Here is a 20795-nt window from a genome sequence, read left to right as displayed (position 1 = left end):
CGTCTTCGGCGCGTCGCCAACGCGCTGAAACCCCGCCGGGGCGGGGTCGAACAAGGGCTATGGGGCTTGCATTCGCCGGGGCATTATTGTTGCGTGCGCTTGGCAAGACATAACGGAGCAGTCCAATGCGCATCGCCCTTTATCCGGGAACCTTCGATCCGATCACTCTGGGGCATGTCGACATCATCCGTCGCGCCGCGATCCTCGTGGATCGCCTCGTGATCGGGGTCGCGATCAACCGTGACAAGGGGCCGCTCTTTTGTCTCGAGGAACGGGTGGACATGATCGAGGACGAGGCGCGGGCGCTGTCGGTCGAGACCGGCGCGGAGATCGTGGTGCATCCGTTCGAAAACCTGCTGATCAACTGCGCGCATGACGTGGGCGCGCAATTGATCGTGCGCGGGCTGCGCGCGGTTGCGGATTTCGAATACGAATTTCAAATGGTCGGCATGAACCGGGCACTCGACAACACGGTCGAGACGGTGTTCCTGATGGCTGACGCCAACCATCAGGCAATCGCGTCGAAACTGGTCAAGGAAATCGCGCGGCTTGACGGGGACGTGACGAAATTCGTCTCGCCCGCCGTCAAACAGGCGTTGCTGACCAAGTTCGCCTGACCCGGCCTATACGGTTTTCCCCATCTCGCCGGCGACGTCCAGCATCCGGTTCGAGAATGCCCATTCGTTGTCATACCAGCTCAGCACCCGACACATGCGCGCGTCCATCACCCGCGTCTGGTCGAGCGCGAAGATCGAACTGTGCGGGTTGTGGTTGAAATCCGATGACACAAGCTCGCGCCGGGCCACGTCGAGGATGCCGTTGAGCGGACCGCCTGCCGCGGCCTCGACAGCGGCGTTGATTTCTTCGACACTCGTGTCGCGCGCGGCTTCGAAGGTCAGGTCGACGACGCTGACATTGGGGGTGGGCACGCGGATCGCCGTGCCGTCAAGCCGTCCGTCAAGCTCTGGCATCACCAGCCCGACCGCGCGCGCGGCCCCCGTCGTCGTCGGGATGATGTTCAATCCGGCGGCACGCGCGCGGTAGAGATCCTTGTGCATCGTGTCCAGCGTCGGCTGATCCCCGGTATAGCTGTGCACCGTCGTCATGAACCCGCGTGTGATCCCCACCGCCTCGTGCAGGACCTTGGCCACGGGGGCGAGGCAGTTGGTCGTGCAAGAGGCGTTCGACACGATGACGTCGTCGGCTGTCAGATCGCCCTCGTTCACGCCGAAGACGACCGTGCGATCCGCACCTTTCGACGGGGCCGAGACCAGCACGCGCTTTGCCCCGTTTTTCAGGTGCGTCGCGGCCTTGTCGCGATCGGTGAAAATGCCGGTGCATTCCAGAACCACGTCAATGTCGCCCCAGGGCAGATCGGCGGGGTCGCGTATGGCGGTCACCCGGATGGGGCCCCGCCCGACATCGATCGTGTCCTCGGTCGTGGTGACGGGGCCGGGAAAGCGGCCATGCACGCTGTCGAATTCCAACAGATGGGCGTTGGTTTCGACCGGACCGAGATCGTTGATCGCGACGATCTCCATATCGTCGCGCCCGGATTCCACCAGGGCGCGCAGCGCGTTCCGACCGATGCGCCCGAATCCGTTGATGGCAAGTTTGAGTGTCATGACGTCGTCCTCGTGTGGTTTTAGATGACGTGGTGCGCCGTTCAGTTAGCGCTAACTTACGAGCGCGAGCATAAACGAAATTCGAAAACTGTCAAATTGTGCCGGCTTTCTGTCGAAGTGGTCAAAAGCGATCACCGCCAGAAGGCGATGTACTCGATCAACACGATCAGCTTGCGACCCAGAAAGATAACCGCGGCACTATCGTTGTACAGCCAGTCGCCGCCCAGCAGGGCCATAAGGACAATCGCCAGAATGATCGCGATCCGATTGGTCATGGGCTGTGCGCCCCCGAATGTAAAAATCCCGCCGGGTATGCCCGACGGGACCGGTGTTCACAAGACTGCAAGGGTCAGCCGCCGTCTCAGCCCCGCGCGACGCGGCGGCGCAGCCAGGCCAGCCCACCAAGCGCGGTGATCAGCAAGGGCAGTCCCGCAGGTACTGGCACGACGACCGCTTGCGGCAGTGCATCGCGGAACGCCGAGGTCGTCACGGCCTCATCGCTGCCGAATTGCCAGAAGCCGAAATTGCGGAAATCGCCCGAGATCGTGCCGTCATCCGTGGCAAGGCTGAGCGAAATCTGATCCGCGCCGAACCGGGCGGACGTGACATCGCCCAAGGCAAGCTCGGTGAAGGCCACGGTGTTCTCGCCCGCGCCGCCATCGAAAACGCTGTTGATCAGCTTGCCCGAGGACACGTCCCCGACGCTCAGCAGATCATTGCCGCCGCCAAAGATCACGTCACCGAAGATTTCGCTGTCGCCGCTCAGCGTCAGGCTGCTGTCGCCCTGCGTCGGGACCATCTGGATCGCAGTGCCCGAACGACCCACAAGCGTGCCGCTGTTCAGGATCGTAAGCTTGGACGTGCTGGAGGGATCCGCGTCGCTGCCGGGGTCGGTGCCGATGGCGTTGATGCCCTCGATATAGCCCGCGTTCTCGATGGTCAGCGCACCAGCCTGTCTGTCGGGGCCCACTGTCGGCTCGAAAAGCGCGTCCACGTCGATGCCGCTGCCGCCGATGTCGGGGTCGCTTGCGGATCCGGTCGAGACGATCACACCCGTGTTGATTATTCTGCCTTCGTCGAGGTCGACGCCGTCATCGGTGCCAAGGATCACGCCGGAGTTCTCCAGCGTGCCGCTGGCGAATTGCACGCCATCCTCGTCATCGGGCGCCGCGTCATTGGTCCAGGATTGCGTGTCCGCATCCCAGGACAACCCGCGAATGGCGATGGTGCCGGTGTTTGTCAGGGTGAAAGCCTCGCGTGCCTCGACCACCTCCTCGCCGCCGCTCAGCGTACCGGAATTGGTGATCGTGGTGCCCGGTCCGCGGCTCTGGATCGCGCGCCCGTCGGTGCTTTCGATCAGGCCGTCATTGGTGATCGTCGCGTTCTTCAGCGCGTCACTATTGTCCAGCCGCACCGCCTGGTTGGTTGATCGGATTTCGCCCCCGGTGCCGTTGAACAGCGTGAACCCGTCCGCCCCCTCCTGCAGCCGGATCGCGCGGTCGCCAGCCTCTATCGTGCCGTTATTGGTCACGGTCAGGTTCGCGCCGGTGCCTAGGATACCGTTCCCGGTCTCGCTGTCGATCAGGCCCAGATTGTCGAGTGTCTGGTCGGGTCCCGTCAGGGTCACGGTATCGCCTGTGTCGCTTATCGCCGCGCCACTTTCGACGGTGACCGCCAGATTGTCCTGCCCGTCATTGATCGCGCTGTCGGTGCCGGTGCAGATCAGTGTCGGATTGGCAGTGTCCCCGCCCGCAGTGCAGAGGGCAGTGGCCGGGGTGGCAAAGGCGTAGAGCGCGGTCAGCGAAACCGCCATCGCGGTGGTCTTGGTATAATGTGACATCGAACAAATCTCCCATTGGCGTGATAAGGACACGAAGCCCCGCCCATGGGATGGTTAACTCTGATGACAGTATTGTAAGACCGCTATGAAGCTTGTGTTACGACACCCGCGATCACGGGTGTCGTGTGGGGCCTACATGCCCCCTCAGTTCAGGCGCGCCATGGCGACGGCGACATCCGCCATGCGGCAGGAAAATCCCCATTCGTTGTCGTACCATGCCAGCACCCGCACAAGGCGCTTGCCGATCACCTTGGTCTGGTCTGGCGCAAAGATCGAGCTTTCCTCGGTATGGTTGAAATCGACGCTGACCTTGGGTTCCGGGTCGTAGCCAAGGATGCCTTTCATCGGCCCGGCGGCTGCGGTGGCCATCACCTCGTTCACGTCGTCGCGGGTCACGTCCTTCTGTGCGACGAAGGTCAGGTCCACCGCCGAGACATTGGGCGTGGGGACCCGGATCGCCGTACCGTCGAGGCGTCCCGACAATTCCGGCAGGACCTCGCCAAGCGCGCGCGCGGCCCCGGTCGAGGTGGGAATCATCGACATCGCCGCGGCCCGTGCGCGGTACAGGTCATTGTGGCGGCGGTCATGCGTCGGCTGATCGCCGGTATAGGCGTGGATGGTAGTCATCAGCCCCGACTCGATCCCGATGGCGTCGTTCAGGACCTTGGCCAGCGGGGCAAGACAGTTGGTGGTGCAGGACCCGTTCGAGATCATCCGCTCGCCCGCCTGAAGGCTGTCATGGTTGACGCCGTAGATCACCATGCGGTCCACGTTCTTGCCCGGCGCCGACAGCAGCACCTTTCCCGCGCCGCGCTCCAGATGCGTCTTGGCGGTCAGCCCGTCGTTGAACTTGCCCGTGCATTCCATCACCACATCGACCCCGTCCCAGTCGAGCGCGGTCATGTCATAGGTCGAGAACATCTCGATAGGGCCGCGACCCAGATCCATGCTGTTGCCATCGACCGTGACAGGGTGAGGGAACCGGCCATGCACGCTGTCATAGCGCATCAGGTGGGCCGCCGTCTCGATCGGGCCCGTGGCGTTGACCTTCACGACCTCGATGTCGTTGCGCAGGCTTTCGGAAATATGCGCAAGGGTGGCGCGACCGATGCGGCCGAACCCGTTGATCCCGACGGTGATGGTCATGGGCTGCTCCTGCTGACTGGTTTGCCGGGGGTATAGACCCAAGCGGCGCCTGTCGAAAGACGCAAAACTCGTATTTTCGGCGGGATTTCAGAATGATAGCGATAACGGTTATCGCAAACGTGGGCCGGCATCACCTGTCTGCCGGCCCGCGTGATCACCCCGAGAGTGCAGCCTCGTGCGTCAACGCGTCGGCAACAAGTTGCGGCACCCCCGGCGCGCAGCCGATGGGATCCAGCCGCACACCCGCGAAGTCTGCCGTATCCAGCGCCTCGGGGATGTCGTCGATCACGTGGCCGAGCCTCATCGCGAAGAACGGCAGGCAGATCGCCCGCGGCCCGAGCCCGACCGCCTGATCCGCGAGATAGGGCGCTTGCTCGATGAACGCGACGCGGTTTTCGGCAAAGGTGATACGCTCTGCCAGGGCATCGGAGAAAGCACGCGTGTCGCGCGCCGAATTCGGGCTGCGCCCGGATCCGTGGCCGGGAATGAAAAGCCGGGTGTCGCACGCGTTCCAACCGTGCGTCGCGAGCACGCCGCGTAGCAGATCCGCCGCCAGATCGGGCAGGGCGGGCGACACCCCGAGAGGTCGCAGGATCCGCGCCTCGGGGGCGGCGTGCAGGCGTTTGCGCAGGTTGTCGCCGGTGAACCAGCCCTCGGTCATGAAAAGCGGGTAGATCAATGGTTGGGCTCCCGCCGTGTCAAGCGCGCGGTCCAGCGCGCCATCCTTGGCCAGTGTAGCGGCCTCGACATGCCAGCCGGGCAGGGCGGCGGCCACGCGGGCCGTGAATCCCTCCAGATCGGCCTGTGCGGGATCCGGGTCGGAGGGCTGTCCGTGGCTCACGATGATGACAGAGAGGGCGGGCATACGTGTCTCCTGGATCGGTTAGGGGTCACCCTGTCGCGCAGGAGATGCAGCGCATCGCCGCGGGGTCAAGGTCCAGACGGCCTTTGCCGATCTCGTCGCCACAATCCTCGCAATACCCGAACTCACCCTCGTCCATGCGGCGCAGCGCGGCCTCGAGCCGAGTGCGCTGAGCCTGGCGGCGGGCATGGCCGGCCTTGGCCATGGCCTGATTCTGCAGCGCATCCATGCGGCTCAGCCGGCCGACCGCCTGCTGGTCAAGCTCGACCGTCGCCTGCCCGGACTGTCCACGCGTATCTTCGGTGTTCAGTTCCGACAGCAGGGCGTTCACCTTGTGCCGATATGCGGCCAGACGATTTTCATCCATTGGTGATCCCCTGCAGTGTCCATTGCATTTCACCTGCTCCGACTATCTGCTATATTTATATTGATCCATAGGAGGGCGTGCCCGTGGCGCACACAAAATCAAAACTGGCTGAACTCGACCCCGTCTGGGGCCGGATTGCCCGCGAAGCCGAGGCGGCGATCTCTGACGAGCCTCTTCTGGGCGGTCTTATCCATTCCAGCGTTCTGCATCACGGCACGTTCGAATCGGCGCTGGCCTATCGCATTTCCCTCAAACTGACCTCGAACGAGATGCCCGAGCAGATCCTGCGCGAGATCTGCGACATGGCGCTGGACGCCGATGACAGCATCGGGCTGGCGGCGCGCGCCGACATCGTGGCGGTCAATGACCGCGACCCGTCCTGTGATCGCTTTCTGATGCCGTTGCTGTTCTTCAAGGGGTTCCAGGCCATCCAGGCGTATCGCATTGCGCATTGGCTGTGGGACGCGGGCCGGTTCGACCTGGCGCGGTTCTTCCAGATGCGCGTGTCGGAGGTGTTCGGCGTCGATATCCATCCCGCGGCACGGATCGGCAAGGGCATCATGATTGACCATGCGCATTCCATAGTCATCGGCGAGACGGCCGTGGTGGGTGACAACGTGTCGATGCTGCACTCGGTGACATTGGGGGGCACCGGCAAGGAGGAAGAGGACCGGCACCCCAAGATCGCCAATGGCGTGCTGATCGGGGCCGGGGCCAAGGTTCTGGGCAATATCAAGGTCGGGCAATGTTCGCGCATCGCCGCGGGGTCTGTCGTGCTGCAAGACGTGCCGCCGATGAAGACCGTCGCCGGAGTGCCCGCGAAAATCGTGGGCGAGGCCGGCTGCGATCAGCCCTCGGTCAGCATGGACCAGCTTCTGGGTGTGCGCGGTACGGAAACCGAAAGCGGCTGACGCACGCAGCCCCGCCGTTGCATTGAAAAGGGGGCCGCGTGCCCCCTTTTCCGTTTTTTTGCGCGCTGTTACGCCTTTTTCTTCTTGGGCGGCATCAGGTCGGTGATCGTCCCTTCGAACATCTCCGCGGCGAAGTTCACGGTCTCCGACAGGGTCGGGTGGGGGTGGATGGTCTGGCCGAGGTCGGTCGCGTCCGCGCCCATCTCGATCGCCAGCGCGACCTCGGAGATGAGATCGCCCGCGTTCGTGCCGACGATCCCACCGCCGATCACGCGCTCGTCCTCGGGATCGAACAGCAGCTTGGTCATGCCCTCGCTGCGGGCGTTGGACAGCGCCCGGCCGGAGGCGGCCCAGGGGAACACGCCCTTCTCGTACTTGATGCCCTTGGCCTTCGCCTCGGTCTCGGTCAGGCCACACCACGCGACCTCAGGGTCGGTATAGGCGACCGACGGGATCAGCCGCGCGTCGAAATGCCGGTTGTGACCCGCGACGACCTCGGCGGCGACCTTGCCCTCGTGCACGGATTTGTGCGCCAGCATGGGCTGGCCGACGATGTCGCCGATGGCGAAGATGTGGCCGACATTGGTGCGCTGCTGGCCGTCGACGGCGATGAAGCCGCGCTCGTCCACCGCGACGCCGGCCTTTTCGGCGTCGATCGTCTTGCCGTTGGGCTTGCGCCCGACCGAGACGAGGATCCTGTCGAAGGTGTCGGTGCTCGACTCGCCCTTGTCGTCCTCGAAGGTGACCTTGAGGCCTTTCTTGAGCGCCTCGACATTGGTCACCTTGGTCTTGAGCCTGATCGACTCGTAGCGACCCTCGATGCGCTTGTGGAACGGCTTGACGAGATCCTTGTCGGCCCCCGGCATCAGCTGGTCCATCAGTTCGACCACGGTGATTTTCGACCCAAGCGCGTCATAGACACAGGCCATTTCCAGACCGATGATCCCGCCACCCAGCACCAGCATCCGCTTGGGGATGTCCTCCAGTTCCAGTGCGCCGGTCGAATCGATCACGCGCGGGTCGTCATGCGGCACGAAGGGCAGCTTCACCACCTCGGACCCCGCGCCGATGATGCAGTTGTCGAAGGACACGCTCACCTTTTTGCCCTCATGCTCCACCTCCAGCATGTTGGGGCCGGTAAACTTGCCATAGCCCTGCACGACCTCGACCTTGCGCGCCTTGGCGAGCCCGGTGAGCCCGCCGGTCAGTTGGCCGATGGTATCGCTCTTGAACTTGCGCAGCGCGTCGAGGTCGATCTTGGGCTTGCCGAAGCTGACGCCGTGATGCGCCATCTCCTCGGCCTCGGTGATCACCTTGGCGACGTGCAGAAGCGCCTTTGACGGGATGCAGCCCACGTTCAGGCAGACGCCGCCAAGGGTGGGGTAGCGCTCGATCAGGATCACCTTCTTGCCCAGATCGGCCGCGCGGAACGCCGCGGAATAGCCGCCCGGACCGGAGCCGAGCACGACCAGATCGGCGTGCTTGTCACCCTTACCCGTCGCAGTGCCGGTGGCGGCCTGCGGGGCCTCGGCCTTTTTGGGGGCCTCGGATTTCGGGGCGTCGGACTTGGGCGCTTCCTCGGCCGCGTCCGCGCTCTCGACCACCATGATCACGCTGCCCTCGGAGACCTTGTCTCCTTCTGCAACCTTGATTTCGGTGACCTTGCCGGCGGCGGGGGAGGGGACCTCCATCGTCGCCTTGTCGCTCTCGAGCTCGATCAGCGGGTCTTCCTCGGCGATGGTGTCGCCCACGCTCACGAGGATGCTGACGACCGGCACATCGGAGAAATCACCGATATCGGGAACCTTGATGTCCATGGGGTTTTCTCCTTACCACATCAGTTTGCGCATGTCGCCGAGCAGCGTCTTGAGCGTCACGCAGAAGCGTGCGGCAAGCGCCCCGTCCACCGCGCGGTGGTCGTAGCTGAGCGAGAGCGGTTGCATCAGGCGCGGCACGAATTCGCTGCCGTTCCAGACGGGTGCCATCTTGGAGCGCGTCAGGCCGAGGATGGCCACCTCGGGCGCGTTGACGATGGGCGTGAAGGACGTCCCCCCGATGCCGCCGAGCGACGAGATGGTGAAGGTGGCGCCCTGCATGTCCTTCGATTTCAGCTCGCCATCGCGGGCGGCCTTCGACAGGGTCATCAGCTCCTTCGAGATCTCCACCAGACCCTTGCGGTCGGCGTCCTTGATCACCGGCACCATCAGCCCGTTGGGCGTGTCGGCGGCAAAGCCGATATTGTAGAAGTGCTTGCGGATGAGCTTGTCGCCGTCGGGGTGGATCGAGGCGTTGAACTGCCAGTGCGTCTTGAGCGCCGAAACGCTCGCCTTGATGACGAACGACAGCAGGGTGACGCGGTAGCCTTCCTCCTTGGCCTGGGTGTCCATCTCCTTGCGGTAGGCATCCAGATCGGTGATGTCGGCCTCATCGTTATGGGTGACGTGCGGGATGTTGAGCCAGGAGCGGTGGAGCGCCGGCCCCGACAGCTTCTGGATGCGCGTCATCTCGACATCCTCGACCGGGCCGAATTTCGAGAAATCGACCGGCGGGATCGGCGGAATGCCCATGCCGCCGCCCGCCGCCGGAGCCCCGGAGCCGGCCGGCGCCGAGGTGGCCTTGAGGTGCTTGGTCACATCCTCGCGCAGGATACGGCCCTTGCGGCCCGATCCGTTGACGCTGGCCAGATCGATCCCGAGCTGCCGCGCGAAGGCGCGCACCGACGGGCTGGCATGCGCCTTGCCGAAACCCGCATCGGTCACCGCCGGGGCGGGGGCTGCGGGTGCGGCCGCAGGCGCGGCAGCCTCCTCGGGCGCTTCGGCCTCGGACGGGGCCGCGTCCTTTTCGGGGGCTGGGTCGCCACCGCCGCTGTCCTCATCCTCCAGGGTGAGGATCAGCGATCCCTGGGATACCTTGTCGCCTTCGTTCAGCTTGATTTCCTTGACGGTGCCGGCGGCGGGGCTGGGCACCTCCATTGTCGCCTTGTCGGATTCCAGTTCGATCAACGGGTCCTCTTCGGCGATGGTATCCCCGACGCTGACCAGGATCGAGACCACGGGCACATCGTCGAAATCGCCGATGTCGGGAACATTCACGTCACGTGTCATCTTGTCATTCTCCTCCTGCTCGCGTCAGACCAGACGCGGATTCGGCTTCTCGCCGTCGATTTCGTAGGTTTTCAGCGCCTTTTTCAGATCCGCCTTGGTGATCGCCCCCTCCCGGTAAAGATCGGTCATCGCGGCCGCGGCGATGTGGTTGGCGTCCACCTCGAAGAAACGACGCAGGTTCACCCGGCTGTCGGACCGGCCGAACCCGTCGGTCCCCAGCACCGTGTAGCGCCCCGGCACGCCCGCGCGGATCTGGTCGGCGAAGGATTTCATGTAATCCGTGGCGGCGATGAACGGGCCCTTGGCGGATTTGAGCTGTTTCGTCACGAAGGGTTCGCGCGGCTCTTCCAGCGGGTTCATGCGGTTCCAGCGTTCGACATGCTCGTAATCGCGGCCAAGCTCGGTGAACGAGGGAACCGACCAGATATCGGCGGTGACCCCGAAATCCTCCTTGAGCATCCGCGCCGCCTTGATCGCCTGCATGAGGATCGTCCCCGACCCCAGCAGGTTGACGTGCTTCTTGCCCGGTCTGGACGTCTTTTCCAGACGGTAGAGGCCGCGCACGATGTCTTCTTCGACGCCCATCGGCATCTCGGGGTGGGCGTAGTTCTCGTTCATCAGCGTGATGTAGAAATAGACGTCCTCCTCGTCCTGGAACATCCGCTTTAGGCCATTCTGCACGATCACCGCCACCTCGAACTGGAAGGTCGGGTCGTAGCTGATGCAGTTGGGGATGGTGCTGGACAGCACATGGCTGTGCCCGTCCTCGTGCTGGAGGCCCTCGCCGTTGAGCGTGGTGCGCCCCGCCGTACCGCCCAGCATGAAGCCGCGCGCGCGGCTGTCGCCGGCGGCCCAGGCGAGGTCGCCGATCCGCTGGAAGCCGAACATCGAGTAGTAGATGTAGAACGGGATCATCGACACGCCGTGGTTGGAATAGGCCGTCGCGGCGGCGATCCAGTCGGCCATGCTGCCGGCCTCGTTTATGCCCTCCTGCAGCACTTGCCCGGTCTTGGATTCCTTGTAGTAGGACATCTGCTCGCGGTCCTCGGGGACGTAGTTCTGGCCCATGGGGTTGTAGATCCCGACCGACCGGAACAACCCCTCCATCCCGAAGGTGCGGCTCTCGTCGGGCACGATGGGCACCACGTTCTGGCCGATATTCTTGTCGCGCAACAAAGTGGTCAGGATCTGCACGAAGGCCATCGTGGTGGAAATCTCGCGCTCGCCCGAACTTTGCAACTGGCGCTTGAAGGCGTCAAGCGACGGGAGCGTCAGTTTGGGCGCATCGGTCGTTCGTTTCGGGAACTCACCGCCAAGCGCCTTGCGCCGATCCGCCAGATACGCCTTTTGCGCGTTGTTGAGCGTGACGAACGGCGCTTTTGGCAGATCCTCGTCGCTGACCGGGATCTTGAAGCGGTCGCGGAACGCGCGCAGCTGATCCTCGGCCAGTTTCTTTTGCTGGTGGGTGGTGTTCTGGCCTTCGCCGGCGGTGCCCATGCCGTAGCCCTTGACCGTCTTGATCAGCAGGCAGGTGGGCTGATCCTTGGTGTCGGCGGCGCGCTTGAAGGCGGTGTAGACCTTTTGCGGGTCATGCCCGCCACGCCGCAGCGCCCAGATCTGGTCGTCGGTCCAGTCCTCGACCAGTGCGGCGGTTTCGGGGTACTTGCCGAAGAAATGCTCGCGGATATAGGCGCCGTCGCGCGACTTGAACGTCTGGTAGTCGCCATCGACGGTCTCGTCCATCAGCTGGCGCAGGCGGCCGGAGGTGTCACGCTCCAGCAATTCGTCCCAGCCCTTGCCCCAGAGAAGCTTGATGACTTCCCAGCCGGCACCGCGGAAATCGCCCTCGAGCTCCTGCACAATCTTGCCGTTGCCGCGCACCGGCCCGTCGAGGCGCTGCAGGTTGCAGTTGATGACGAAGATCAGGTTGTCGAGCCCCTCGCGCGCGGCGAGGTCGATCGCGCCGCGGCTTTCGGGCTCGTCCATCTCGCCGTCGCCGAGGAAACACCACACCTTGCGATCGGCCATGTCGATATGGCCGCGGTTGTGCATGTATTTCATGAACCGCGCCTGGTAGATCGCCATCAATGGCCCCAGCCCCATCGAGACGGTCGGAAACTGCCAGTAATCGGGCATTAGCCACGGGTGCGGGTACGAGGACAGGCCCTTGCCATCCACCTCGGAGCGGAAGTTTTCAAGCTGCTCTTCGCTGATGCGGCCTTCCATAAAGGACCGCGCGTAGATGCCGGGGATCACGTGGCCTTGGAAGAACACCAGATCGCCGCCATGGATCGCCGATTTCGCGCGCCAGAAATGATTGAGCCCGATATCGTACATCACCGCCGAGGACGCGAAGGACGCGATATGCCCGCCATATTCGCTGCTTTCCTTGTTACGGCGAACGACGGTGGCCATGGCGTTCCAGCGATTGATGGTGCGGATGCGCCACTCCATCTCGATATCGCCGGGAAACGAATCCTGATCGTCGGCGGGGATGGTGTTCTGATAGGGGGTGGTGGCCGAAAACGGCAGGTTGGCCCCGGCGGCGCGGGCGGCCTGCACGGCCTTGTCCAGCAGGTGATGCGCGCGGTTGGCGCCGTCGCGTTCGATCACGTCCTCGATGGCGTCCTGCCATTCCCGCGACTCGACCGGATCTATGTCTGGGATCTGTGTCATCTCTCCCCCTTCTCCTCTGATGCGGCACGCGAGCGTACCGGATTTGTTTAATATTGAACCATCACCTCGTCGCAGCCGGTCCTAACCGACCGTATGACGTTGTGTTACCCCATTTGCGGCATGACTTGCATGTGTCGCACGCATAGCGGTGCAAAAGAAAGTTTAGCGTTGAACTAGTTTCCCTCCTCGCTGGACCCATGGCGCCCGCCTATCCGTAATGCTTGCGCCGCGACATCTTGCCGATGCCGGGGTTGAGGCTGTTGGTGGGGTCGCAAGCCCGGTAATGCGCCGCGAGATAGGGCTTGGCGGCGTAGAGATGGCCGACATTGTGCTCGGCGGGGTATTCCGCGCCACGCTCGTCGAGCAGCGCGAGCATCCTGTCCTTTAGCGCCTGCGGGTCGGTGCCCTTCTTCACGACATAATCCTGATGCAGCACATGGCAGAAGAAATGCCCGTAATACAGCTTGTGCACCAGCTTGTCGTCGATCTCGGGCGGTAGCTTTTCCAGCCAATCCTCGTCGTTGCGCCGCAGCGCGATGTCGAGGGCCAGGATATCCGCGACCTCGGCCCGGTGGATGTTCTGATAGCGGATCGCGGCGCCGGCGGCGGCAAAGCGGTGCAGACCGGCGAGCTTGGCCTCGCGCGCGTCGCACTCGAAGAAATCGCCGACGCGCGTCCCGAAGAAGTCGGTCAGGAATGCCCGCGCCTCGTTTATGCCGCCGTCGCGCATTTTCAGGATCAGGTGATGCTCGTAGTCATCGCGCCATTGCCGCATCCGGCGCGGCAGGTGATCGGGGGTGAGACGGGCAAAAAGCTGCATCACCTGGTCCGTCAGCCCGCGTGTCAGCGCCAGCTTGTTGAACCACGCATCGAACGTGCCCTTGAGCGCGAAAAACATCGGCAGCTTGTCGGTGCCCAGCCAGTCGATCATGCGCACCGTGTCCTTGCCGTAGCGGTCCGACACGTCGAAGCAGGCGCGCTGCATGTATTCGCCCGAGACCGGCACATGATCGAAGTCGCGCAGGATGTGGCGGCGCAGCGCCGTCAGCTCGCTCGGATCGTTGGTGCCGATGTAGAAGGTCGTCTCGGCATCCGGGATCGGGTAGGTGTCGAGCCGCACGGCAAAGACCGCCAGCTTGCCCGCGCACCCTGCTGCCTCGTAGAGCCGCCGCTTGTCGGCGTTGAACCGGGCAGGCGTGTCGGCGTCCACATCGCGCACGCGGGTGATGTAGTCCGTGTCCGAGGCCTTCTTGTTGGTGGGCTCGATATCGGAGGCGTCGAAATGCCCGGCCTCCAGCCGAGTCAGGATGTCCTCCGGCGTGTCCCCGAGGTTCAGCCCAAGATGGTTGACCAGCTCGAGCTCGCCCGCCTCGGTGATCCGCGCGTACAGCGACAGCTCGGTGTAGGACGGCCCCCGCTCGATAAGCGAGCCGCCCGAGTTGTTGCACACCCCGCCCATGACCGACGCCCCGATGCAGGACGAGCCGATCACCGAATGTGGCTGACGCCCCAGCGGCGCGAGCATCTTTTCGAGCGCGAAGAGTGTAGAGCCGGGAAATGCCAGCACCTGCTCGCCATTGCCCAGCTTTTGCAGCGCGTCCATCCGGCGCGTATTGATGAGTACCACGTCGCGGTCGTATTGCCCCTTGGGCGTCGAACCCTCGGTCAGGCCGGTATTGGCGGCCTGCAGGATCACGATCTTGTCGGCGGCGACGCAGGCCTGCAATACCTGCCACTGTTCCAGCAGCGAACCGGGCTGCACCACGCACAGCGCGTCACCCTCGCCCGAGCGCCAGCCCTTGCGGAAGCGTTCGGTGCGCCGGTCGCCGGTCAGGCAATGCCGCCGCCCGACGATGCGGCGCAACTCTTCGATCAAGGGTTCGCTGCCGGGGTTCGTGTCCATGCTGTCGGACCTCATTGATGCCATATGCGCCTCCGTCTTTCGATCACCAGAAAGAGGGTAGCCTTAAAGCACGTTCCGGCAAAAACAGCATCTGTGCAAGGGGACCGGGAAAAAACACGTCCCCGCCCCCCAAACCGTCGCCGGCACCGGCTTTGTCGGATGAGGGATGGCGCGCTTTGCACTGGAAAATGCCGTGTGCGTCCCATATGTCTTGGCCAACACCCGAAGCACAAAGGCACGCATGCAATGAATGAACTCTTCAACAGCTTCATGACCGGCCCCGATGAAAAGGGCCGGTTCGGCGATTTTGGCGGGCGCTTCGTGTCAGAGACCCTGATGCCGCTCATCCTGGAGCTTGAAGAGTGCTACGAGCATGCCAAGACCGACCCGAGCTTCTGGGACGAGATGCACCACCTCTGGACGCATTACGTCGGTCGGCCCTCGCCGCTATATCATGCCGAGCGGTTGACCGAGCATCTTGGCGGCGCGAAGATCTACCTCAAGCGTGACGAGTTGAACCACACCGGCGCGCACAAGATCAACAACGTGCTGGGCCAGATCATCCTTGCCCGCCGCATGGGCAAGAAGCGCATCATCGCCGAGACCGGTGCAGGCCAGCACGGTGTCGCCACCGCGACGGTCTGTGCCAAGTTCGGCCTGCAATGCGTGGTCTACATGGGCGCGCATGATGCCGAACGGCAGGCGCCCAACGTGTTCCGGATGAAGCTGCTGGGCGCCGAGGTGGTGCCGGTGACGTCGGGACGCGGCACGCTGAAGGACGCGATGAACGACGCGCTGCGCGACTGGGTGACCAATGTGCGCGACACCTTTTACTGCATCGGTACGGTCGCCGGGCCGCACCCCTATCCGGCCATGGTGCGCGATTTCCAGTCGATCATCGGCAAGGAAGCCCGCGAACAAATGCAGATGGCCGAGGGACGTCTGCCCGACACCCTGATCGCCTCGATCGGCGGTGGCTCGAACGCGATGGGGCTGTTCTACCAGTTCCTCGACGACAAGGACGTGGCCCTGATCGGCGTCGAGGCCGGCGGTCACGGTGTCGATGACCGGATGGAGCATTGCGCGTCCCTCAATGGCGGACGGCCGGGCGTGCTGCACGGCAACCGCACCTACCTGTTGCAGGACGCCCACGGGCAGATCCTAGAGGGACATTCGATCTCGGCGGGTCTGGATTATCCGGGCATCGGGCCGGAGCATAGCTGGCTGCACGATATCGGCCGGGCGCAATATGTGTCCATCACCGATGCCGAAGCGCTCGAGGCGTTCCAGCTTTGCTGCGCGCAGGAAGGGATCATTCCCGCGCTCGAGCCGAGCCATGCGCTGGCCCATGTGATGAAGATCGCGCCCGATCTCCCGCGCGATCACCTGCTGGTGCTGAACATGTGCGGACGTGGCGACAAGGATATATTTGCCGTCGCCAAGCATCTGGGCGTGGAAATCGCCTGAGCGCCGCCGCCCCGTGGTATCAGCGGGGCGGTGGCGGGGCGCCGGTCGCGTCGGCCGAGCGCCCGCACACGCGACACGGATGCGGTGCGGTCAGGTCTCCGCCGCAGCGGCCAGATCGTCGATCACCTGACACCACAGCTCGGCTCGCTGACAGCCGGGCACGGCCTGCTCGGATCCGAGGATGAAGGTCGGCACGCCGGTTATCCCCATCTCGCGGAACTGGGCATCGCGGGTCTTGATATCGTCGCGGTCGGCGTCGGACTTCAAGAGGCGGCGGATCACCGCGCCATCCATCCCGAGCGTATCGGCCACATCGGCCAGAACCTCGTGATCGCCGATATCGCGGCCCTCGTCGAAATAGGCCGCGAACAGCGCCATTGCCATGCGGTCCTGACATTTCTCGATTCCCGCCCAGTGCAGGACGCGGTGCGCGTCGAGAGTATTCGGGGTGCGTTCGATCGCGGCGAAGTCGATGCTCAGCCCCGCCGCCTCGGCGCGCTCCAGAACCGGTGCATAGGCCTGCGCCGCGGCCTGTTGTCCGCCGAACTTCGTTTCAAGATATGTGCGCCGGTCCATGCCGCCCTCGGGCATCTCGGGGTTGAGCTGGAACGGATGCCATTCGATCACGAACGGGTGGTCGGGGCGCGCGACGAGCGCCTGATCCAGAAGCGTCTTGCCGATGTAGCACCACGGGCAGATCGGATCGGAGATGATGTCAAGCTTGACCATGAAGGTCCTCGTAGATCGGCCGCAATGCGCGGCGCAGGAGTTTGCCATTGGCCCCGGTCGGCAGTGCCGAGACATGTATGTAGCCGCGTGGCGATTTGTAACCCGCAAGCCGGGCGCGTGCGAATGCGTCCAGGTCTGCGGAATCGAGTGTTTCTGGGCCGGTATAGAAGGCCATGATGACGCGCACGTCCTCTTTCACCTCGATATCGGTAACCAAGACCTGGGTGATGCCCGGATGCGGGGTGAGGGCGTTCTCGACCTCGATCGGGGACACGCGAAACCCGCCCGCGTTCATCATGTCATCCGCCCGCCCAAGGTAGGTGATCTCGCCGGCGGCGTCCATCATCCCCTGATCGCCGGTGATGAACCAGTCGCCCGAAAATTTCGCCGCTGTCGCCTCGGGCGCACCAAGATAGCCCAGCATCAGGCCCGGATCGGATTTGTGGACGGCGATCGTCCCCTCTTCGCCGATCTCGACCGGGCCGTCTGCGCCCATGATCGCGACGCGCCGCCCGTCTTGCGGGCGGCCCAGGGTGCCGGGGGTGGCCGGGTGATCGGGACTGCCCGATATGAAGGTCGAGCATTCCGACATCCCGTAGGCTTCGTAGATCGGGGTTCCGGTGGCCTCTTGCCAGTGGTGTCGCAGGCTGTCGGACAGCTTTTCACCCGCGGCCAGACCGTGGCGCAGATGTGGCAGAGCCAACGTCGTGTCCTGCTTGAGCATCTTGCGATAAACGCCCGGTGCTGCAGCAAAAATTGTCGCATCATGGCGTTTCAGCAGCAGCGGGATGCGATCGGGCGTCACCTCGGGCGCGGGGATCAGGGCGGTCGCCCCCATCGTCCAGGGGTCCATCAACCCGGTGCCGAGCGTGAAGGTCCAGTTGAACGCCCCCGCATGGCACAGCCGATCCTCGGGTGTCAGGCCGTACCAGCCTTGATGCATCATCCGCCGCGCCCAGATCGCGCGATGCGCGTGCATCACCGCGCGGGGGGTGCCCGATGTGCCCGACGTGTAGATGATATAGGCCAGCCTTTCCGGGTCCCCCATATGCCACTCGGCCGCGGGCAGATCGCGCATCGCCTGCAATGCGGGCACGTCCAGCACCGGGATCTCCGTATCCGGGCACGCGATCTCGCCGTCCCGCAGGATCAGCGCGGGGCCTGTCGTCTCGAGGATCTTCGCGACCTCGTGCGCGGTCAGCTGGCTGGAGGTGGGGATCGGCACCAGACCCACGGCGATGGCCCCGAGATAGGCGATCGGAAAGTCCACCGTGTTGCCAAGCCGCATCAGCACCCGGTCACCGGGGGACAGCCCCGCCCGCAAAAGCCCCGTGCCGGTGCCGAGAATTGCCGATCGCAGCCGCGCATAGCTCCAGCGTTCGGCGCCGGAAAGGCGCAGGATGGCAAGCGCGATCTTGTCGGGATCGGCGTCGGCGCCCCCCATGACATGGGCGGCGAGGTTGAAGGGGGCGGGGCATGGGGCGGCAGCGCCCTGATCGAATATGGCAGGCATGTCTTCGGATTAGGCGGGCGGCGCGCGAGTTGCAAGTAGGAGGGCGCCCGCCTATAGCACTGGGACATGATGGATGACGCTTCGACGCCATGGATGCGCCTTGCGCATGACGCCGCAGACACGGCCACACCCGCACCGCTCGACCTCGGTGCGCGGGTGCGCGATCTGCGCAAGGCGCGCGGCTGGACCCTCGCACAGGCGGCCGGACAGGCGGGGCTGGCGCGGTCGACCCTGTCGAAGATCGAGAACGGTCAGATGTCGCCGACCTATGATGCGCTCAAGAAGCTGGCGTCGGGGCTGGAGATCACGGTGCCACAGCTTTTCACACCGCCGTCGGACGGTCAGGTCGACGGGCGCATGGCGGTGACGAAATCGGGCGACGGGACGGCCAAGGCGACGACCACCTACGAGCACGATCTGCTGGCCGAGCCCCTGACTTGGAAAAGGATGCTGCCCTACCGCACGCGGGTCCGGGCACGCGACATGGCCGAATTCGACGGCTGGGTGCGCCATGACGGCGAGGAATTCCTCTACGTGCTGACCGGGGTCGTCCGGCTTTACACTGAATTCTACGAACCCTGCGAGATGCGGCGCGGCGACAGTGCCTACTATGATGCGCGCATGGGCCATAACGTGATTTCCATCAGCCCGGAGGATGCGACGATCCTGTGGATCACCTCCATGAGATAGGCCCCGCCCTACGCGGTTGCGACACCACGTTCCGCCCTGTACCGGACGGTCAACATACTGAAAAAAATATGACATTGCCCGGCCCTGTCAGGTCAAGGCGCGGTGGCGATGCGCGATGGACGCAGACGGCGGACCCGATGTGGACACCGGGCCCGCCGGACACGCACCATCGCCTGACAGTCGCCTTGGTCCGGTCGCGGGGCCGCGTTGGACCGTGCGCCGGTCGGCTGGATTTTAGCTATTATGTTCTGACACGTCCTGCGCGAAGATGTACAACCTTAACCTGAGTGATTTAGCGTCGGTACCCGTAACACATAGTCGAGTCAGGATCGCAGATGGGACACATTGCGCAGTACAATCTACCGCGAGACACACCCGAAGTGGAGGCGCTCTTTCACCAGATCGGCCTGCGCCCCGCTGCGCACCATGACGATCTGACGCAGCTTGCCACCCGACAGGCTCTGGCGGTTCACATGCGGTCGCCAACCGTGCGCGGCGACATCGCGCGCCGTGCCCTCGGGGTTCTGGTGATCGACATCGACAATCTCAAGGACATCAACGCACGGCTCGGCCATGGGGCAGGTGATGCGGCCCTGTGTCATGTGGCGCAGATGTTGCGGTCGCAATGCGGTGACGGCGATCTTGTCTGTCGCACCGGCGAGGATGAGTTCAACCTCGTCTGCACCGTCGCGGACGGGCCGGCCCTTCGCAATCGTGCCGAAACCGTGCGCCGTGCCGTGTGCCGGCCGCTGCAGTGGCAGGGGCAGTCCGTTCAGGTCAGCGCATCCATCGGGGTCTGCCTCGCGGACGGGACGGGCGACACGGGCGAGGATCTCATACAACGTGGCGAAATCGCGCTGGAGGTGTCCAAGACGCGCGGACGTGGCTGTGTCGTGCACTACACCGACGATATGGGGCGCGCACAACGCATCCGGCAGCAACTGGAGCAGGACCTTGAACAGGCGGTGCGCGCGGATCAGTTCGAGGTGCATCTGCAGCCGCAACTCAGCCTGTCCGGTGACAGGATCTGCGGATGCGAGGCACTGATAAGGTGGCGACACCCGCGCCGGGGCGTGCTAAGCCCCGCGGACTTCATGGAGGCGGCGGGCCGGCAGGGCTTCGTGGCCGAGATCGATCACCTGTCGATGACAAAGGCCCTTGACGCACTGAAATCGCTGCACGCGGCGGGCTTCGACCATCTGACCATGTCGATCAACGTCTCGGCCGCGGGTCTTGCGGATCCCGATTATCCCGACCGGCTTGACCGGGCGTTGCAGGCGCGCGGGCTTCGGCCCGATCGGATCTGCGTCGAACTGCTGGAGACGACGATCCTTGACGGGTCCGGACCGGATGTGGAGACCGCCATCCTGCGTCTCAAACGGCTCGGAGTGCGCGTCGCACTCGATGATTTCGGCACCGGCTATGCGGGCGTCGCGCATATGGCAAGCATGGACGTGGATGAGATCAAGCTCGACCGCTCGATGGTCGCGCGGCTCGATCACGACCCGCGCAATCGCGTTGTGGTGCGTGGCATCATCCGGCTGTGCCGCATGTTGCAGATGGTTGTCGTAGCTGAAGGGGTCGAGACGATGGGACAACTGCGCATGCTGCGGCGCGCCGGATGTCCTGTGATCCAGGGGTTCGGTCTTGCACGTCCCATGCCGCTGGCGTCGCTGCTGGACTGGCTGCCGCAATATGCGGCCGCGCCGCGCCTGCGCGACGCTGTGCGCTGACCATTGCCCCTGCCATCGCGGGGCGTTATCAGATCGCTCAATCATCCACACCGGAGCGGAGCGGCACAGACATGGCAGCCCATCAATATGTTTACCACATGCAGAACGCATCCAAGGCCGTGACATACTTTGGTAAAGCTGAAAAGGTACTCACCCGCATTCCCCAAGTAGTCCGCTGATTTCGCTGTCCTGAGCTTGGTATTTCGTATATAAATCATGGTGTTGATAG

Annotated in this window: 17 protein-coding genes; 5 read left to right on the top strand and 12 right to left on the bottom strand. The window is 64.1% G+C overall.

Annotation, left to right across the window (positions count from 1 at the left end):
* The first annotated feature begins 125 nt into the window (after positions 1-125).
* Positions 126-617: a pantetheine-phosphate adenylyltransferase gene (gene coaD / locus ACROSR_RS06720; protein WP_432683347.1), complete on the top strand. Its 492-nt coding sequence runs from the start codon at positions 126-128 to the stop codon at positions 615-617.
* 6 nt (positions 618-623) lie between these two features.
* On the opposite strand, the gene gap (ACROSR_RS06715) is transcribed toward coaD, so the two are convergent.
* The 6 genes from gap (ACROSR_RS06715) to ACROSR_RS06690 all read right to left on the bottom strand — a co-directional run bounded on the left by gap (ACROSR_RS06715) (position 624) and on the right by ACROSR_RS06690 (position 5840).
* Positions 624-1625 (bottom strand): type I glyceraldehyde-3-phosphate dehydrogenase, encoded by a 1002-nt coding sequence (gene gap, locus ACROSR_RS06715; protein WP_432683345.1) that lies wholly within the window; start codon positions 1623-1625, stop codon positions 624-626.
* Between the two features lie 131 nt (positions 1626-1756).
* On the bottom strand, positions 1757-1900 hold the full coding sequence (locus ACROSR_RS06710) for a hypothetical protein (protein WP_432683343.1): 144 nt from the start codon (positions 1898-1900) through the stop codon (positions 1757-1759).
* Between the two features lie 86 nt (positions 1901-1986).
* Positions 1987-3465, bottom strand: a complete 1479-nt coding sequence (locus tag ACROSR_RS06705; protein WP_432683341.1) for a VPLPA-CTERM sorting domain-containing protein — start codon at positions 3463-3465, stop codon at positions 1987-1989.
* Between the two features lie 144 nt (positions 3466-3609).
* Complete coding sequence (gene gap, locus ACROSR_RS06700) at positions 3610-4611, bottom strand: type I glyceraldehyde-3-phosphate dehydrogenase (RefSeq protein ID WP_432683339.1); 1002 nt, start codon at positions 4609-4611, stop codon at positions 3610-3612.
* 154 nt (positions 4612-4765) lie between these two features.
* Positions 4766-5476: a CbiX/SirB N-terminal domain-containing protein gene (locus ACROSR_RS06695; protein ID WP_432683337.1), complete on the bottom strand. Its 711-nt coding sequence runs from the start codon at positions 5474-5476 to the stop codon at positions 4766-4768.
* A 25-nt stretch (positions 5477-5501) separates the two neighbouring features.
* Complete coding sequence (locus tag ACROSR_RS06690) at positions 5502-5840, bottom strand: TraR/DksA family transcriptional regulator (protein WP_432683335.1); 339 nt, start codon at positions 5838-5840, stop codon at positions 5502-5504.
* 83 nt (positions 5841-5923) lie between these two features.
* Between ACROSR_RS06690 and cysE the strand changes: the two genes are divergently transcribed.
* Positions 5924-6751, top strand: coding sequence for a serine O-acetyltransferase (gene cysE, locus ACROSR_RS06685; protein WP_432683333.1), 828 nt, complete (start codon positions 5924-5926; stop codon positions 6749-6751).
* A gap of 68 nt (positions 6752-6819) precedes the next feature.
* On the opposite strand, the gene lpdA is transcribed toward cysE, so the two are convergent.
* The 4 genes from lpdA to dld all read right to left on the bottom strand — a co-directional run bounded on the left by lpdA (position 6820) and on the right by dld (position 14458).
* Complete coding sequence (lpdA, locus tag ACROSR_RS06680; protein ID WP_432683331.1) at positions 6820-8568, bottom strand: dihydrolipoyl dehydrogenase; 1749 nt, start codon at positions 8566-8568, stop codon at positions 6820-6822.
* 12 nt (positions 8569-8580) lie between these two features.
* Complete coding sequence (gene aceF / locus ACROSR_RS06675; RefSeq protein WP_432683329.1) at positions 8581-9855, bottom strand: dihydrolipoyllysine-residue acetyltransferase; 1275 nt, start codon at positions 9853-9855, stop codon at positions 8581-8583.
* Positions 9856-9879: 24 nt separating this feature from the next.
* Positions 9880-12531 (bottom strand): pyruvate dehydrogenase (acetyl-transferring), homodimeric type, encoded by a 2652-nt coding sequence (aceE, locus tag ACROSR_RS06670; protein WP_432683327.1) that lies wholly within the window; start codon positions 12529-12531, stop codon positions 9880-9882.
* Between the two features lie 208 nt (positions 12532-12739).
* Positions 12740-14458 carry a D-lactate dehydrogenase gene (dld, locus tag ACROSR_RS06665; RefSeq protein WP_432683326.1) on the bottom strand — a complete coding sequence of 573 codons (1719 nt, stop codon included), beginning with the start codon at positions 14456-14458 and terminating at the stop codon, positions 12740-12742.
* A gap of 222 nt (positions 14459-14680) precedes the next feature.
* Here dld and trpB point away from each other — a divergent pair, with 222 nt between their 5' ends.
* Positions 14681-15901 carry a tryptophan synthase subunit beta gene (trpB, locus tag ACROSR_RS06660; RefSeq protein ID WP_432683325.1) on the top strand — a complete coding sequence of 407 codons (1221 nt, stop codon included), beginning with the start codon at positions 14681-14683 and terminating at the stop codon, positions 15899-15901.
* 90 nt (positions 15902-15991) lie between these two features.
* On the opposite strand, the gene ACROSR_RS06655 is transcribed toward trpB, so the two are convergent.
* Positions 15992-16630 carry a DsbA family oxidoreductase gene (locus tag ACROSR_RS06655; protein WP_432683323.1) on the bottom strand — a complete coding sequence of 213 codons (639 nt, stop codon included), beginning with the start codon at positions 16628-16630 and terminating at the stop codon, positions 15992-15994.
* Positions 16617-18143 (bottom strand): class I adenylate-forming enzyme family protein, encoded by a 1527-nt coding sequence (locus tag ACROSR_RS06650; RefSeq protein ID WP_432683322.1) that lies wholly within the window; start codon positions 18141-18143, stop codon positions 16617-16619. Before ACROSR_RS06650 ends, ACROSR_RS06655 begins: the two co-directional genes overlap by 14 nt.
* Before the next feature lie 93 nt (positions 18144-18236).
* Between ACROSR_RS06650 and ACROSR_RS06645 the strand changes: the two genes are divergently transcribed.
* Positions 18237-18833: a helix-turn-helix domain-containing protein gene (locus tag ACROSR_RS06645; protein ID WP_432683574.1), complete on the top strand. Its 597-nt coding sequence runs from the start codon at positions 18237-18239 to the stop codon at positions 18831-18833.
* Between the two features lie 335 nt (positions 18834-19168).
* Positions 19169-20566, top strand: coding sequence for a putative bifunctional diguanylate cyclase/phosphodiesterase (locus ACROSR_RS06640; protein ID WP_432683320.1), 1398 nt, complete (start codon positions 19169-19171; stop codon positions 20564-20566).
* Positions 20567-20795: the final 229 nt, after the last annotated feature.

Origin of the sequence: Roseovarius tibetensis, assembly GCF_050896375.1 — a bacterium.
Taxonomy (GTDB): domain Bacteria; phylum Pseudomonadota; class Alphaproteobacteria; order Rhodobacterales; family Rhodobacteraceae; genus Roseovarius; species Roseovarius tibetensis.
This window is presented reverse-complemented; position numbering and strand designations above follow the sequence as displayed.